Below are 15496 nucleotides of genomic sequence, written 5' to 3' on the forward strand. Positions count from 1 at the left end.
ATAAATACCCCAAACGCAACAAGTCTTCCTGGCGTGTTGCGTCCCCCCCCCCCCCCCTCCCCGCCCCCCCCCCCCCCCCCCCCCCCCCCCCCCCCCCCCCCCCCCCCCCCCCCCCCCGCGGCCGTGTCCGGTCGAGCCCGCCCGTAGGCGTTACTTCTTGCGGCGGCGCCCGCCCTTGGCGGCCTTGCGGCGCTCGGCGCGCGTCTGGCCCTCCTCGGCGGAACCGCCGTCGGCGGCGTCGACACCCGCGAAGTCGCCCTCGACCACACCGCCCTCGCCGTCCACGGACGGCGCGGAGAAGTGCAGCCGGTCGGCGCGCTTGGGGGCGTCGAGGCCCTTGGCGCGGATCTCCGGCCTGGCGTCCTTGGTCAGCGAAGGCGCCGCGTCCTGCGGGGCGTCGCTGACGGCGGCGTCCACCGGGACCTCCTCGACCTGCTGCTCGACCTGGACCTCCAGGTTGAACAGGTAGCCGACGGACTCCTCCTTGATGCCGTCCATCATGGCGCCGAACATGTCGAAGCCCTCGCGCTGGTACTCCACCAGCGGGTCGCGCTGCGCCATCGCGCGCAGCCCGATGCCCTCCTGGAGGTAGTCCATCTCGTACAGGTGCTCACGCCACTTGCGGTCGAGCACCGACAGCACCACGCGGCGCTCCAGCTCGCGCATGATGTCCTCGGACAGGCTCTTCTCGCGCTCCGCGTACTGCTCGTGGATGTCGTCCTTGACGGACTCCGCGATGAACTCGGCGGTGATCCCGGCCCGGTCGCCCGCCGCGTCCTCCAGCTCCTCGATGGTGACCTTCACCGGGTAGAGCTGCTTGAAGGCGCCCCACAGCCGGTCCAGGTCCCAGTCCTCGGCGAAGCCTTCCTTGGTCTCCGCGTCGATGTACGCGTCGATGGTGTCGTCCATGAAGTGCTGCACCTGCTCGTGCAGGTCCTCGCCCTCCAGGACGCGGCGGCGCTCGCCGTAGATGACCTCGCGCTGCCGGTTGAGCACCTCGTCGTACTTCAGGACGTTCTTGCGGATCTCGAAGTTCTGCTGCTCGACCTGCGACTGGGCCGACGCGATGGCGCGGGTGACCATCTTGTTCTCGATCGGCACGTCGTCCGGCACATTGGCCATCGCCATGACGCGCTCGACCATCTGCGCCTTGAACAGCCGCATGAGGTCGTCGCCGAGCGAGAGGTAGAAGCGGGACTCGCCGGGGTCGCCCTGACGGCCGGACCGGCCGCGGAGCTGGTTGTCGATCCGGCGCGACTCGTGCCGCTCGGTGCCCAGCACGTAGAGCCCGCCGAGGTCGACGACCTCCTCGTGCTCGGCCTTGACGGCCTGCTCGGCACGCTCCAGGGCGTCGGGCAGCGCCGCCGCCCACTCCTCGACGTGCTCGACCGGGTCGAGGCCGCGTTGCCGCAGCTCCGCCTCGGCGAGGTCGTCGGGGTTGCCGCCGAGCTTGATGTCGGTGCCGCGGCCGGCCATGTTGGTGGCCACGGTCACGGCGCCCTTGCGGCCCGCCTGCGCGACGATCGACGCCTCACGGTCGTGCTGCTTGGCGTTGAGCACCTCGTGCGGCACGCCGCGCTTGGAGAGCTGCGCCGACAGGTACTCGGACTTCTCGACGGAGACGGTGCCGACCAGGACCGGCTGGCCCTTCTCGTGCTTCTCGACGATGTCCTCGACCACGGCGGCGAACTTCGCCTCTTCCGTGCGGTAGATCAGGTCGGGCTTGTCCATCCGGGCCAGCGCGCGGTTGGTCGGGATCGGGACGACGCCGAGCTTGTAGATCTGGTGGAACTCGGCGGCCTCGGTCATCGCCGTACCGGTCATGCCGCAGAGCTTGTCGTACAGGCGGAAGAAGTTCTGGAGGGTGATCGTGGCGAGCGTCTGGTTCTCGTCCTTGATGTCCACCCCTTCCTTCGCCTCGATCGCCTGGTGCATGCCCTCGTTGTAGCGGCGGCCCGCGAGGATACGGCCGGTGTGCTCGTCGACGATCATGACTTCGCCGTCCATGACGACGTAGTCCTTGTCGTTCTTGTACAGCTCCTTGGCCTTGATCGCGTTGTTCAGGTAGCCGACCAGCGGGGTGTTCACCGACTCGTAGAGGTTGTCGATGCCCAGCCAGTCCTCGACCTTGGTGACGCCGCTCTCGTGGATGGCGACGGTGCGCTTCTTCTCGTCCACGTCGTAGTCACCGGTCTCCTCCTTGCCGAGGCTGCTCGCCTCGCCGCGGTTGAGCCGCTTCACCAGACGGGCGAAGTCGCTGTACCACTTGGTGGCCTGGTCGGCCGGGCCGGAGATGATCAGCGGCGTACGGGCCTCGTCCACCAGGATCGAGTCGACCTCGTCGACGATCGCGAAGTTGTGGCCGCGCTGCACCAGCTCGTCCTTCGACCACGCCATGTTGTCGCGCAGGTAGTCGAAGCCGAATTCGTTGTTGGTGCCGTAGGTGATGTCGCAGGCGTACATGGCGCGGCGCTCGGCGGGCGACATGTTCGCCAGGATGCAGCCGACCTCGAGGCCGAGGAATTTGTGGACGCGGCCCATCCACTCCGAGTCGCGCTCGGCGAGGTAGTCGTTGACCGTGATGAGGTGGACGCCCTTGCCGGAGATCCCGTTCAGATACGCGGGCAGGGTGCCGACCAGGGTCTTGCCCTCGCCGGTGCGCATCTCGGCGACATACCCGAGGTGCAGGGCGGCACCGCCCATGAGCTGGACGTCGTAGTGACGCTGTCCGAGCACGCGCTTGGCGGCCTCACGGACGGTGGCGAACGCCTCGGGCAGCAGGTCGTCGAGGGACTCGCCCTCGGCGTACCGCTCCTTGTACTCGTCGGTGAGGGCCCGCAGCTCGGCATCGGTGAGGTTGACGAAGTCCTCTTCGATGGAATTGACCTGGTCCGCGATGCGGTGCAGTTTGCGCAGGATCTTGCCTTCGCCTGCACGCATGAGCTTGTTGAAGACGGACACGTAGGCTGGCTCCTTGCCGGTCGGGCCTGGCGCGGTTGGCCCGCACCCGGCACAGCGGGGTTTGATCTGCCGATGTCTGCCGATGGCTTTCTGCCAGTGGCTGTCCGCCGATGGCCCCGCTGCAACGGCCATCGTAAGCGAGGAGACCAGCGGGCCGGGAGGCCCCGAGGTGCCAAAACGGTTTTCCACAGCCGTTGGCTCTCCTCAATACTGCGTCCATGGAGCCGATCACCCTCACCACCGAGCGTCTGCTGCTGCGTCCGCTGACCCCGGACGACGCCGAGGCGCTCTATGTGGCCTGCCAGGATCCCGATATTCCGCGCTGGACGGCGGTGCCCTCGCCGTACACCCACGAGAACGCGGCGGACTTCGTCGGCCGCATCTGCCCCGAGGGCTGGCGCGACGACACCATGTATAACTTCGGCGTCTTCACCGCCGACAGCGGCGCGCTCGTCAGCTCCATGGGCCTGCTGCGGTTCGGCGCCTCCGGTCTGACCGGGCCCGAGCGGCAGGCGGAGCTGGGCTACTGGACGGCGAGGGAGCAGCGCCGCAAGGGCTACACCGCCGAGGCGGGGCGCGCGGTCTGCGCCTGGGCCTTCGACGCTCTCGGCGTCGAGCGGATCGAGTGGTACGCGGAGGCGGGCAACGACGGCTCGCGCGCCGTCGCCCGTTCCATCGGCTTCGTCATGGAGGGCACCGTCCGCTCCAAGATCCTTTACGCGGGCACCCGCCGCGACGCCTGGAGCGGTTCCCTGCTGCCGACGGACTGGGACCGCGAGGGCAAGACGCCGTACGAGCCGTATCCGCCGGGCGCGGGGGCCTGAGGCTCCTTCGTCACGAGGGGCGGGCGCTTGAGGCTCCTTCGTCACGGGGGGGTGGGCGCGGGGCCCGAGGGGTTTCCGTACGGAGCGGGGGGCCGCCGGCCGCGCGAGGTTGACGCAGGTCAGCGGGGCTTGTCAGTGGGCGGTCCTACGCTGTCCGGCATGACACCGCTGCCGCCTCCTCAGCTCACCCTGTCCGCCGACGAAGCACGCAGGCTCGCCTTGCGGGCGCAGGGCTTCCTCGGTGCTCCCGACCGGCGGGCCGGGACGCGCGGGGTGCTGCGCTCGCTGGGCGCGGTGCAGCTCGACACCATCTCGGTACTGGCCCGCTCGCACGAACTGATTCCGTACGCGCGGCTGGGCGCGGTCGGCCGCGAGGAGGTCGAGGAGGCGTACTGGTCGGGCGACCACGCCTTCGAGTACTGGTCGCACGCGGCCTGCGTCCTGCCCATCGAGGAGTGGCCGCACTTCGCCTTCCGGCGCAGGGCGCGGCGGGCCCGCGGTCACCGCTGGCACGTCCTGGAGGACGCCGAGCGCTCGTGCGCCGCCGTCCTGGACCAGCTCAAGGCCGAGGGGCCGCTGAATTCGACGCAGCTCGGCGGCGCGAAGAACGGCGGACCGTGGTGGGACTGGTCGGAGACCAAGATCGCGGTGGAGTGGCTGCTCGACACCGGTGAGGTGGTCTGCACCCGGCGGCGCGGCTGGAAGCGGATCTACGACCTGGCCGAGCGTGCCGTGCCCGACGCGCTGCTCCACGACGACCTGGACGACACCGAGTGCGTACGGCGGCTGGTCGTCCAGGCGGGCGCGGCGATGGGGGTGGCCACCCGCGCGGACCTCGCGGACTACCACCGGCTCAAGGGCGAGCAGGTGATGTCGGTGATCGACTCGACCGGTCTGGTGCCGGTCGAGGTCGAGGGCTGGGGCAAGCCCGCCTGGGCCGATCCGGCGGCGCTGGCGAGCGAGCCGCGCGGCAGGCACCGCACGACGCTGCTGTCGCCGTTCGACTCCCTGATCTGGGACCGGCCGCGCACCGAGCGGATCTTCGGCTTCACGCACCGGCTGGAGGCGTACACCCCCAAGCCCAAGCGGATCCACGGCTACTTCGCGATGCCGCTGCTCGCGAGCGGGCGGCTGGTCGGCCGCGTCGACCCGGCGCGCGAGGGGAAGACGCTGGTGGCCCGGCAGGTCACGCTCGACGGCCCGAAGGCCGTGCAGCCCGCGGCCGACGCCATCGCGCAGGCGGCGGGCTGGGTGGGCTGCGAGGAGGCGCGGGTGGAGCGGGTGCTGCCGGAGCCGCTGCGCGAGCCGCTGGAGGCGGCGCTGAAGCTGACCCACGACCGCCGCTGAGCGGGTACGGCCCCGCGGGGCCGAGGTGGTGGGTCCGGGCGGCGCCGGGTCCGGGCGGCCCGGGGGCGCGCCCGGACCCGGCAATGCCCAGCACGTGGTGGCCGCGAGGCCCGGCGCGGGACAGGCCCTAGCGGATCTCCAGGATCTTCTCGCGCATCGCGTAGACCACGGCCTCCATCCGGGAGTGGAGCTGAAGCTTCTCCAGGATGTTGCGGACGTGGTTCTTCACCGTGTTCTCGCTGATGAAGAGTTCCTTGGCGATGTCCCGGTTGTTCAGCCCGGTGGCGACCAGCTTCAGCACCTCCAGCTCCCGGTCGGTGAGCTTGGGCGCGGGCAGCAGCCGCCGCTCGTCGGTCCGCTGGATCATCGACTTGAACTCGGTCAGCAGCTTCGACGCCATCGACGGACTGATCTGCGACTGTCCGTCCGCCACCGCGCGGATCGCCGTCGCCACCTCGTCGGTGGAGATCTCCTTGAGGAGATAGCCGGTGGCACCGGCCTTGATCGCCTCGTAGAGGTCGGCTTCCTCGTCGCTTATCGTCAGCATGATGATCTTGGCGCTGGGCGCGACCTCCTTGATCGAGGTGCACGCCTCGATCCCGCCGCGCCGGGGCATCCGCACATCCATCAGCACGATGTCCGGCAACAGGTCGGCGGCCTTGTCGACCGCCTCCGCGCCGTCCCCCGCCTCACCGATGACCTGGATGTCCTCCTCCTGCGCGAGCACGATCTCCAGGCCCCGCCGGAAGAGCGCGTGGTCGTCGACCACCAGCACCCGGATGGGCTCCGCACGCGCCGGACCGGCAGGTTCCTCGTACGGGATCTGACCACGCTCGCCGGTGGTTCCGCGCTCAAAGCTCTCCGGCATCAGATCCTCCCCCTCAGACCAGAGTTGACCACTGGTCCAGCATTTCACGTCCAGGCACGGTGGTGCCCCCGGGACGGCCCGGGGGCACCGGTTGCAGCCCTAGGGCCTGTCCGCGAAGTCTCGTCTGACTGGCGGCGCCTGGCACGCACGCTAGCTGCGTTGTCGGGCTCATCCGAATAGGCCCACTATGAGGACGACCCTCCGCCTTGCGATCGCACGCACCAGACACCGCCAGCCCCGCCCTCCGGGCGGACGACGCGACTTCGCGGACACGCCCTCGGGCGTGGCCGCTAGCGGCGCAGTACGCCGCCCGCGCCCGCCGGTTCTTCCACGGTGCTCTCGTCCGAGTTCAGATGAATCACGCCGTAGTCGTAACCGTGCCTGCGATAGACGACACTCGGCTGCTTGGTCTCGCTGTCCACGAACAGATAGAAGTCGTGCCCGACCAACTCCATCTCGTAGAGCGCCTGGTCGAGTGCCATCGGCGTGGCCGCGTGGGTCTTCTCGCGCACCACCAGCGGGCCCTCGCCGTGCACCTCCAGCGGACCGAACCTCGTGGTGGGCACACTGTCCGTGCTCGGCCGGTCGACGGCCAGCTCCCCGTCCCCGTTGATGGTCGCCGCGTCCGGCACGGTCGCGGCCACCTCGGCCGCCGGGATCCGGCCGTTCCCACGACGGGTGTGGCGCTTGCTCGCGGCCTTGCGCAGCCGCGCCTCCAGCTTCGACACCGCGATGTCCAGCGCCGCGTACGGGTCGGCCGCCGCGGCCTCGGCCCGGACGACCGGGCCCCGGGTGTTGAGCGTGATCTCCACCCGGTCGGCGTGGTCCGCCTGCCGGGGGTTGAGCTCCTTGGACACCTCGACGTCGAGGCTGATCACCTTGCCGTCGAGCTTCTGGATCTTGTCCAGCTTCTCGGCCACGTGCTTCCGGAACCGCTCAGGCACCTCGGTCTTGCGGCCCTTGACGACGATGTCCACGCAGAACTCCGTTCCCGGATCGCCCCGGGCTACCGGAGGCGATCCCTTTCGCTGAGGCCAGCTCGGGTACCAGTCCCGTCCGGCGCTGCGTTGGCTGCCGCTTCGCCTCCCGGGGCTGACCGGGGACCACGAAGCTGCGGCTTTCACCTCCTCCTGCCCCACTGAGAAGATCAACACCCCATGGTGTTCACTTCCCTATCCCCCGAACATAGTCCCGGAGTGTGGAGGTCGGCATCCTCAGCGACGCCATACCCCCTTCCGAGTGAATATGCGTCGCTACTACCTGCAACGACGCGCATCCGAGTGGAGTTCCGGATCGTGCGGACCAGCCACGACCGCCGCCCCGGCGACCCGGCCCCCGGCCGCCGTCACCGCCCGCGCCGCTACGGTCAGTGAGGCTCCGGTGGTCATCAGGTCGTCCACCAGCACGACCGGTGCCACCGACAGCAGCTCCGCCGACCCGCCGGCCGCCGCCACCGCGCCCGCCAGATTCGCCGGACGCCCGGCCGCGCCGAGACCGGACTGGTCCGCCACCGGCCGCCGCTGGCGCAACGCGGCCACCGCCCTGGCGGGTACGCCGCCCCGGCGCAGCTCCCGGGCCGCCGCACGGGCGATGCGGGCCGTGGCGTCGTGGCCGCGTCGCGCCACCGCACGCCGTGCCGAGGGCACCGGCACCAGCAGGACCGTCCCGGGGACGCCGACCCGCCGCACGGCCGCCGCCAGCGCCGTGCCCAGCGGTCCGGCCAGACCCAGCGCACCCCGCTCCTTGTGCGCCAGGACCACGGCCCGCACTTCGTCCCCGTATCGCCCGGCCGCGTAGACCGGCGGCAGCCCCGGCGGCTCCGGCGTCGGACGCACGCGCCGCACCGGCACCGATTCGGCCGCCCCACCGATCAGCACCCGGCACCGCTCGCACAGCTCCGTACGCGGACGCCCGCACCCGGCGCAGTCCACCGGCAGGACCAGCCCGGTGATCTCCTGCCACCAGCCCCGCATGACGTCCACTCTGCCCCGTTTCGGCGCCCGCCGCCAGCCCCCCTCCCAACCTGTGGATAACTCCACGATTTCGCAGCTCAGGAGGCTGACGGTGGTTTTCTCAGCCGGGGTAGACCGGGCTGTCGCCCTTCGGCTCGACCCGCTTGCCCGTGGAGTCCGGCGGCAGCCGGTAGACGCTCTGGTTGTACGAGGCCAGCAGCGCCCGCGAGACGTCCTCGGAGGCCGCCACCACCGATGCCTGACTGATTCCCTCGAAGGCCAGCTTCGGGGAGCCGTCGGTGCTGATGTACTTGATCTGCTGCACGCCCTCGGATTCGCTGTCGAGCGCCACCAGGCGGCTCGGCCCCGCCCAGGAGACCGAGCTGACGCCGTCGGCCGCGGGGGTCAGCGTGCGCAGATTCGTCACCGCGAACGTCGGATGCGCCTGCGTACCACCCCGCTCGATCCGCCCGAGCTGCAACTTACCCAGCCCGTTGGGCTGCCGGACGAGCAGCGCGATCCGCACGCCGTCCGAGGCGACCCGCAGCGCGTCCACACGGCCGGTCAGGCCGCTGACGGAGACCGGGATCGGCTGCCCGCCGCCGTCGCGCAGCGCCACCACGCGGGGGTCGCCCGGATCGCGGTCGGCGACCCACAGGTAGTCGAGCCCGTCCCAGCTCGGCGCGCTCAGACCGTCCTTCGCCTTGCTGGTCAGCACGGGCTCGCTGAGCTGGGCGTCCGCGTCCAGGCCGGCGGTGACCAGTTGGCGTCCCTCGCCCTTCACTCCGGCGGCCATCTGCTCGTCCCGGCGCACCGCGACCGACTCCAGGTCCGCCTTCGCCCCGCCGAACGGCCCGGCCACCGGCGTACCCGTGGTCGAGGCGCCGTCCGAGGGCACCTCCAGCAGCCGGTGCGGCTGCGCCCCGATGTAGTACTGGTGGTCCGAGGAGCCGACCAGATTCTGCGTGCTGAACGCCAGCGTCTGTTCCTTGGGCAGCGAGCAGACCGTCCTGCCGTCCGACGCCGAGATGTCGACGGCGTCCACCTTGGGCGCGGCCTGGCCCTGCACCGTGGTGAAGAGCTGCGCCGCCAGCTTCACGCAGCGCTCCCCCGCGAACCGCTGCGCGGGCGCGTCGAGCCGCACCCTGAGGTGCTGGGAGTCGTCGAGCGTCACCCCGTGGTCGGGCGCCTTGTCGTAGAGCCGGGCGCCCTCGGGCGCCGCGGTCTCGACCACGGGCGCCAGCCAGTTCGTGGGGCCGGTCAGCAGCGCGGAGACCGTGGACACCAGCGAGTCGCTCTGCTTGCGCAGGTAGACCGGGTCGGCGACCAGGGTCTTGTCGGCGTTCCCCGAGCGATGCGCGTCCGGGCCCAGCGCCGCGAAGTAGTACATGTTGACCAGGTGATATATCCGGTTGAAGTCCAGATCGGAGATCACCAGGCCGTCTTCAAGACTGTCGATCCGCCACTCGTTGTTCTCCTTGACCAGGTGGAACGAGGTGTCGAAGTTGCCCTCGTCCGGCCGGTAGGCGTGCTTGGCGTCGACGACGGCCGTCTTCTTGCCCGCCAGGTCGACCATCACGTAGTCCTTGCGACTCGTGCCCGGCTCCTCCCGGGGCTGGGTCGTGCCGGTGAGCACGGTGATCTTCGCGGTGGGGTCCCAGTGTCCGGCCAGCTCCTTGGACAGGTACTTCTTCGCGGTCTCGAAGTCCGCCTCGCCGCTGGTGGTGGCCTCCATGAAGCCGTTGACGATGTCGGAGGCGCTTTCGCCCTTGTGCGGCGCCGACGGGAAGACCCGCACCTGCGCGTCCACGTCGGCGTGCTGTCCGTCGCCGACCTTGCGCACCTCACCGCTGCTGGGTATCGCCGCGCACCCGGCCAGCAACAACGCCGCGCACACCACACCCGGCCAGCTCCGCAGCAGGCGTCCCCTGCCCCCCAGCGCACCCATCAGCTGTCGTCCTCCCGGACCGAGTCCATCCGTCCCACGACCCGCGCACCGCTGCCGGGGAACGCCGCGGGATCGGCCGACGGCGACCGCGGCACCGCGGGCGGCCGCTGGGGAATCTGCGGTATCTGCGAGCCCGGCTGCCCGTGGTGCCCCGGCCCGGCCGGGCCCGCGGTCCGCGGCACCGGCACGGACCCCGTCGCGGCACGGACCGGCAGCCCCGAGGAATTCAGCCCGCGGTTGCGCCGCGAATCGTCCGGCTCCAGCGGTATCGGCGACCCGCGCAGGCTCTCGCCGGCGGTCCGCGGCAGCGTCATCCGGAACTGCGACCCGCCGCCCGGCTCGCCCCACGCCTGGAGCCAGCCGCCGTGAAGCCGGGCGTCCTCCACCGCGATGGACAGGCCGAGGCCCGTCCCGCCGGTGGTACGCGCCCGCGCCGGATCGGCTCGCCAGAAGCGGTTGAACACCCGCGTCGCCTCGCCGGGCTTCAGCCCGACGCCGTAGTCCCGCACCGCGACGGCCACCGCGCCGTCGGCCGTGGCCAGCCGTACCACCACGTCCCGGCCGTCGCCGTGCTCGATCGCGTTGACGACCAGATTGCGCAGCACGCGCTCCACCCGGCGAGGGTCGACCTCGGCTATCACCGGCTGCGCGTCGCCGCGTATCGCCACGTGGCTGCCCTTGCGCTCGGCCAGCGGCTCCGCGGCGTCCACCACCCGCCGTACGACCTCGCGCAGGTCTATCGGCTCGGCGGCCAGCTCCGCCGCGCCCGCGTCGAATCTGCTGATCTCCAGCAGGTCGGACAGCAGCGACTCGAAACGGTCCAGCTGGTTCTGCAACAGTTCGGCGGAGCGCGCGGTCACCGGATCGAATTCGGTCCGCGCGTCATGGATGACGTCCGCCGCCATCCGTACGGTCGTCAGCGGGGTGCGCAGCTCGTGCGAGACGTCGGAGACGAAGCGGCGCTGCATCCTCGACAGGTCCTCCAACTGCTGGATCTTGACCTGGAGGTTCTGCGCCATCTTGTTGAAGGACTCGCCGAGGCGCGCGATGTCGTCCTCACCCGAGACCTGCATACGTTCCTGCAATCGGCCCGCCGCGAGCCGCTCCGCGATCCCGGCCGCCATCCGTACCGGCGTGACGACCTGCCGGGTCACCAGCCAGGCGATGGCGCCGAGCAGCACCACCACGAAGATGCCCGCCGTCGCCAGCGTGCCCTTGACCAGGCCGAGCGTCTTGGCCTCCTGGCCGAACGGGAAGAGGTAGTAGAGCTGGTACGTCTTCCCGTTGATGTCCGTGAGCCGCTTGCCGATGGCCAGCGCGGGCTGCGGCGCCTTCCCGTCGTCCGTCACCACCGTCGTGTACTGCTTCAGCGCCCCGGTGTGGGACTCGACGGCGTCGCTGAGCGACTTGGGGATGCTCGCCTGCGGCAGCAGGCTGCCGGAGCTGCGCGGCCCGTGCGCGTTGACGACACCCTCGCCGAAGCGCGCGTCGTCGGCGCCCGGGCTGAGCGTGGCGATCCAGTACACCCCGTTGCCACCGCTGGCGAACTGCTGGACCAGCGTCGTCAGCCAGGCGCCCGAATCCTCGGCCTGATTCTGCGAGCCGACCCCGGTGGCGTCCTGCGTCTGGCTCCTGTTCGCCTGCTGCTGGGCGATGGAGAAGCCGGTGGTGGCCTGATTCTCAGCCGCCTTCTCCTTCGCGTCGAGCAGGCCGTTCTTGACCTGCCCGATCACGACGAAGCCCAGCAGCAGCACCACGCCGACCGACATCAGCAGCGTGAAGGCGACCACCCGCAGTTGCAGATTGCGCCGCCACAGCCGGACCGCCGGCTGCAACGGTCGCCGTGCCCAGCGCACGAACGAGCGGAAAACCGGCGCGAGACCCCGCATGGGGTCCGCGAGCCGGCTCTCCAGCCGCTCCCGCTCGTACGACGCGCACATGTCAGCCCGGTCCCGCCTTGTAACCGACACCGCGGACGGTCACCACGATCTCCGGGCGCTCCGGGTCCTGCTCCACCTTGGACCGCAGCCGCTGCACATGGACGTTCACCAGCCGGGTGTCCGCCGCGTGCCGATAGCCCCAGACCTGCTCGAGCAGCACCTCACGCGTGAACACCTGCCACGGCTTGCGGGCCAGCGCCACCAGCAGGTCGAACTCCAACGGCGTCAGCGCGATCGGCTGCCCGTCCCGCTTCACCGAGTGCCCCGCCACGTCGATCACCAGATCGCCGATGGCGAGCTGCTCAGGAGTCGGCTCCTCCGCCCTCCGCAGTCGCGCCCTGACCCTCGCCACCAGCTCCTTCGGCTTGAACGGCTTGATCACATAGTCGTCAGCCCCCGACTCGAGCCCCACCACCACATCCACGGTGTCGCTCTTCGCCGTGAGCATCACGATCGGCACCCCGGACTCCGCCCGGATCTGACGGCATACGTCGATGCCGTCCCGTCCGGGCAGCATGAGGTCAAGGAGCACCAGATCCGGCTTGGACTCCCGAAAAGCAGCCAGGGCCTTGTCACCGTCAGCGCAGAACGACGGCTCGAAACCCTCTCCGCGCAGCACGATGCCAAGCATCTCTGACAGCGCGGTGTCGTCATCGACGACCAGCACACGTCCCTTCATACCGACCATCATCCCATTTGCATATCGTTACCGGTGACCTTTGGTGATCGAGGTCACGCTACGCGACCATTGTCCGCCGATGGCCGTAGATGCGCTGCCCGATCTCCCCTAGTCAGAGCCTGCCCGGGGAGTCTCGTGATTACACACAGTTACGAGAGCTTCTGTGGTGACCGGCGAAACCACACCGTTCTCCGTGATGATCGCAGTAATCAGCTCCGGCGGCGTCACATCGAAGGCCGGATTGTAGGCCTGAGTGCCCAGCGGTGACGGCGCGAGGTCGGTCACCTCGCTGCCGGCCCGCTGCTCCACCTCGATCGCGGCGCCGTCCGGCGTGCTCAGATCCACCGAGGTCGTCGGCGCCACGACGATGAACGGCACATGGTGGTAGCGGGCGAGGACCGCGAGGGGATAGCTGCCGACCTTGTTCGCCGTGGAGCCGTCCGCCGCGATCCGGTCCGCGCCGATCAGCACCGCGTCCACCTCCCCCGCCGTGAACAGCGACCCGGCCGCGCTGTCGGCGAGCAGCGTGTACGGCATCCCGGCCCGCGCCGCCTCGTACGCCGTCAACCGCGCGCCCTGAAGAAGAGGACGGGTCTCGTCGACCCACAGACGCCTCAACTCCCCGGCCCTGTGCGCCGCGAGGACCACACCGAGCGCGGTGCCCTCACCGCCCGAGACCAGGGCCCCGGTGTTGCAGTGCGTCAGAATCCGGTAGCCCCCGCCCGGCACCAACTCTGCGAGCAGCCGCTCCCCGTACTCCGCCATCGCCCGGCTCGCCGCCGCGTCCTCCTCGTGCAGCGCCCGCGCCTCGGCCAACGCGAAGGCGGCGCCCTGGTGCGGAGGCGCCGCGTGGAAAGCGGTCACCGCACGGCGCACCCCGTACCCGAGGTTGACGGCCGTAGGCCGCGCGTGCGCCAGCAGGTCGGCGGCCTCGTTCACGTCGTAGCCGCGCGCCGCCGCCAACGCGATGCCGTACGCCCCCGCGAGCCCGAGCAGCGGCGCGCCCCGCACGGCGAGGGAACGTATCGCCTGAACCAGCGCCTGCACGTCCGTGCACACCAACTCGACCTCCTCCTGCGGAAGTCGGGTCTGGTCGAGCAGCACGAGCACGGGTCCCTCGGGGGGTTCCTCCCACCGCAGCGCGGGGATGGTACGGGAAGCACCGTCGGCCTCATCGGTCACAGGTCGCACGTATTGATCACCCATCCGTCCAGTCTGCCCTGCCCGGCCCGGTCCAAGGCAGCCCATGGCACGATGGCGGCCAGTACCACAGCGAGCACCACGTGAAGGGGCAGCCTCCGATGACCAACACTCCGGGCTGGGCCTCGCCCGGATCCTCCGACTCCTCCGAGCCGGAAGACGGCGACAGCCCCGCTTCCTCCGCACCACAGAAAGACACCCCCGTGGACACGTCAACAGATACGTCCGCGGCCGGTCCTGACAACAGCTCCGGTGACGACTCCGGCGACGCAACCGCTCCCGGTACGGGAGACCGGCCCGCTACGGCCGACGCCGGTGACACGACGCCACCGCCGCCCGGCGGCTGGTCCGCCCAACAGCCGCCCGCGGGGCAGTGGCAGCACACCCCCCACGACACCCGGCCCCCGACCGTACCGGCCCCAGGCCCGCCCCCCGCCGGATCCTCCGGTACGGGTACGGGTACGGGTACGGGTCAGGCGCCCGGCGCCGGCTGGGCCCGGTGGTCGCCCCCGCAACCGCCGCAAGGCGGCCACCCCGGCCCCTCAGGCCCGCGCTGGGGCAACACAGCACCGGGCGGCGGCCCCGGCGGCGGCTGGCAGCAGCAGGGCCCCTGGAGCAGGCCCGCGGCGCCCAAGCCCGGCGTCATCCCGCTGCGCCCGCTCGGCGCGGGCGAGATCCTCGACGGTTCCCTGGCCGTACTGCGGCGGCACTGGCGCGCGATCCTCGGCTTCACCCTGGCCATCGCCGTGGTCACCCAGGGCCTTGCCGTGGTGGTCGACGGCTTCTTCCTCAGCAACGACACCCGGTTGGAGAACCTCAGGGACAACCCCAACCCGAGCGTCGGCGACATCATGCACGCCGTCAGCGGTGCCTTCGCCAGCTCGGGCCTGACCATTCTGGTCATGCTCATCGGCACGATCACCGCGACCGCGATGGTCGCCATGGCCACCAGCCGCGCCGTGCTCGGCCGCCCGGTCACGGCCGCCCAGGTGTGGCGGGAAGCCCGCCCGCGACTGCCCCAACTGGTCGGGCTCGCGCTGCTGATCCCGCTGGCCATCGCCGGAATCCTGGCGGGCGCCGTCCTGCCCGGCGCACTGATCGCCCTGGCGGGTGCGGAGAGCGGCGGCGCCGCCCTCGCCTCCCTCGGCCTGATCGGCGCCTCCGTCGTCGTGCTCTGGCTCATGATCCAGTGGAGCCTGGCGGCACCGGCCCTCATGCTCGAGAAGCAGGACATCGTCTCGGCGATGAAGCGCTCGGCGAAGCTGGTACGCAACTCCTGGTGGCGCGTCCTCGGCGTCCAGGCGCTCGCGGCGATCCTCTGCTACATCGCCTCGGCCATCATCCAGACGCCGTTCATGTTCATCGCTCGTGGCATCACCGGTGAGAGCCTCGGCTCCTTCCTCTCCGGCGACACCAACCCGGGCTGGGCGTTCCTCGGCATCAGCGGAATCGGCGCCGCCATCGCCGCGACGCTCAGCCTGCCGATCAGCGCCGGCGTCACCACGCTGCTGTACATGGACCAGCGCATCCGCCGTGAGGCTCTCGACATCGAGCTGCTGCGGGCCGCGAATACCGATGCGGACGCGAACGCGGCTGCGAGCGTCGCCGTCACCACCGACTGACCAGGGAACGCAGAAAGGCCCCGGCCCCCGAGTCGAAACTCGGGGGCCGGGGCCTTTTACAAAGATTGTTCGGCGGTGTCCTACTCTCCCACAGGGTCCCCCCTGCAGTACCATCGGCGCTGAAAGGCTTAGCTTCCGGGTTCGGAATGTAACCG

General features: G+C 70.7%; 11 protein-coding genes and 1 rRNA gene. 3 read left to right on the top strand and 9 right to left on the bottom strand.

The window, feature by feature from the left end; all coding sequences use genetic code 11:
- Positions 1-150: 150 nt before the first annotated feature.
- On the bottom strand, positions 151-2961 hold the full coding sequence (gene secA / locus ACZ37P_RS38200) for a preprotein translocase subunit SecA (protein ID WP_355342916.1): 2811 nt from the start codon (positions 2959-2961) through the stop codon (positions 151-153).
- Between the two features lie 218 nt (positions 2962-3179).
- Between secA and ACZ37P_RS38205 the strand changes: the two genes are divergently transcribed.
- Together ACZ37P_RS38205 and ACZ37P_RS38210 are read left to right on the top strand one after the other, a co-directional pair.
- A complete protein-coding gene (locus ACZ37P_RS38205) occupies positions 3180-3785 on the top strand; it encodes a GNAT family N-acetyltransferase (RefSeq protein WP_355342913.1) in 606 nt (201 codons plus the stop codon).
- Between the two features lie 159 nt (positions 3786-3944).
- Entirely contained in the window at positions 3945-5132 is a 1188-nt protein-coding gene (locus ACZ37P_RS38210; RefSeq protein ID WP_467351097.1) for a winged helix-turn-helix domain-containing protein, read from the top strand.
- A 127-nt stretch (positions 5133-5259) separates the two neighbouring features.
- On the opposite strand, the gene ACZ37P_RS38215 is transcribed toward ACZ37P_RS38210, so the two are convergent.
- From ACZ37P_RS38215 to mtnA, 7 genes are all read right to left on the bottom strand, one after another.
- Complete coding sequence (locus tag ACZ37P_RS38215; RefSeq protein WP_391052557.1) at positions 5260-6000, bottom strand: response regulator; 741 nt, start codon at positions 5998-6000, stop codon at positions 5260-5262.
- A gap of 290 nt (positions 6001-6290) precedes the next feature.
- Positions 6291-6977 carry a ribosome hibernation-promoting factor, HPF/YfiA family gene (gene hpf, locus ACZ37P_RS38220; RefSeq protein ID WP_355342907.1) on the bottom strand — a complete coding sequence of 229 codons (687 nt, stop codon included), beginning with the start codon at positions 6975-6977 and terminating at the stop codon, positions 6291-6293.
- A 279-nt stretch (positions 6978-7256) separates the two neighbouring features.
- Positions 7257-7973, bottom strand: a complete 717-nt coding sequence (locus ACZ37P_RS38225) for a ComF family protein (RefSeq protein ID WP_467351099.1) — start codon at positions 7971-7973, stop codon at positions 7257-7259.
- 100 nt (positions 7974-8073) lie between these two features.
- Complete coding sequence (locus ACZ37P_RS38230; RefSeq protein ID WP_401304977.1) at positions 8074-9900, bottom strand: LpqB family beta-propeller domain-containing protein; 1827 nt, start codon at positions 9898-9900, stop codon at positions 8074-8076.
- Positions 9900-11840: an MtrAB system histidine kinase MtrB gene (mtrB, locus tag ACZ37P_RS38235; RefSeq protein WP_401304979.1), complete on the bottom strand. Its 1941-nt coding sequence runs from the start codon at positions 11838-11840 to the stop codon at positions 9900-9902. The genes ACZ37P_RS38230 and mtrB overlap by 1 nt, the downstream gene beginning before the upstream one ends.
- 1 nt (position 11841) lies before the next feature.
- Complete coding sequence (gene mtrA / locus ACZ37P_RS38240) at positions 11842-12531, bottom strand: MtrAB system response regulator MtrA (RefSeq protein WP_188283097.1); 690 nt, start codon at positions 12529-12531, stop codon at positions 11842-11844.
- Between the two features lie 96 nt (positions 12532-12627).
- Positions 12628-13725: an S-methyl-5-thioribose-1-phosphate isomerase gene (mtnA, locus tag ACZ37P_RS38245; RefSeq protein WP_355342899.1), complete on the bottom strand. Its 1098-nt coding sequence runs from the start codon at positions 13723-13725 to the stop codon at positions 12628-12630.
- Between the two features lie 95 nt (positions 13726-13820).
- Between mtnA and ACZ37P_RS38250 the strand changes: the two genes are divergently transcribed.
- On the top strand, positions 13821-15341 hold the full coding sequence (locus ACZ37P_RS38250; protein ID WP_467351103.1) for a hypothetical protein: 1521 nt from the start codon (positions 13821-13823) through the stop codon (positions 15339-15341).
- Between the two features lie 67 nt (positions 15342-15408).
- Here ACZ37P_RS38250 and rrf read toward each other — a convergent pair.
- Positions 15409-15496: ribosomal RNA gene (rrf, locus tag ACZ37P_RS38255) — 5S ribosomal RNA — on the bottom strand; the annotation flags it as partial.

The organism is Streptomyces sp. NPDC024632 (assembly GCF_055559175.1).

Bases quoted from the DNA above. Each gene is read 5' to 3' on its own strand.
- ACZ37P_RS38205 (WP_355342913.1), top strand. From the start codon at position 3,180: ATGGAGCCGATCACCCTCACCACCGAGCGTCTGCTGCTGCGTCCGCTG.
- mtnA (WP_355342899.1), bottom strand. From the start codon at position 13,725: ATGGGTGATCAATACGTGCGACCTGTGACCGATGAGGCCGACGGTGCT.
- mtrB (WP_401304979.1), bottom strand. From the start codon at position 11,840: ATGTGCGCGTCGTACGAGCGGGAGCGGCTGGAGAGCCGGCTCGCGGAC.
- ACZ37P_RS38225 (WP_467351099.1), bottom strand. From the start codon at position 7,973: ATGCGGGGCTGGTGGCAGGAGATCACCGGGCTGGTCCTGCCGGTGGAC.
- ACZ37P_RS38210 (WP_467351097.1), top strand. From the start codon at position 3,945: ATGACACCGCTGCCGCCTCCTCAGCTCACCCTGTCCGCCGACGAAGCA.
- mtrA (WP_188283097.1), bottom strand. From the start codon at position 12,531: ATGATGGTCGGTATGAAGGGACGTGTGCTGGTCGTCGATGACGACACC.
- ACZ37P_RS38250 (WP_467351103.1), top strand. From the start codon at position 13,821: ATGACCAACACTCCGGGCTGGGCCTCGCCCGGATCCTCCGACTCCTCC.
- ACZ37P_RS38215 (WP_391052557.1), bottom strand. From the start codon at position 6,000: ATGCCGGAGAGCTTTGAGCGCGGAACCACCGGCGAGCGTGGTCAGATC.
- ACZ37P_RS38230 (WP_401304977.1), bottom strand. From the start codon at position 9,900: ATGGGTGCGCTGGGGGGCAGGGGACGCCTGCTGCGGAGCTGGCCGGGT.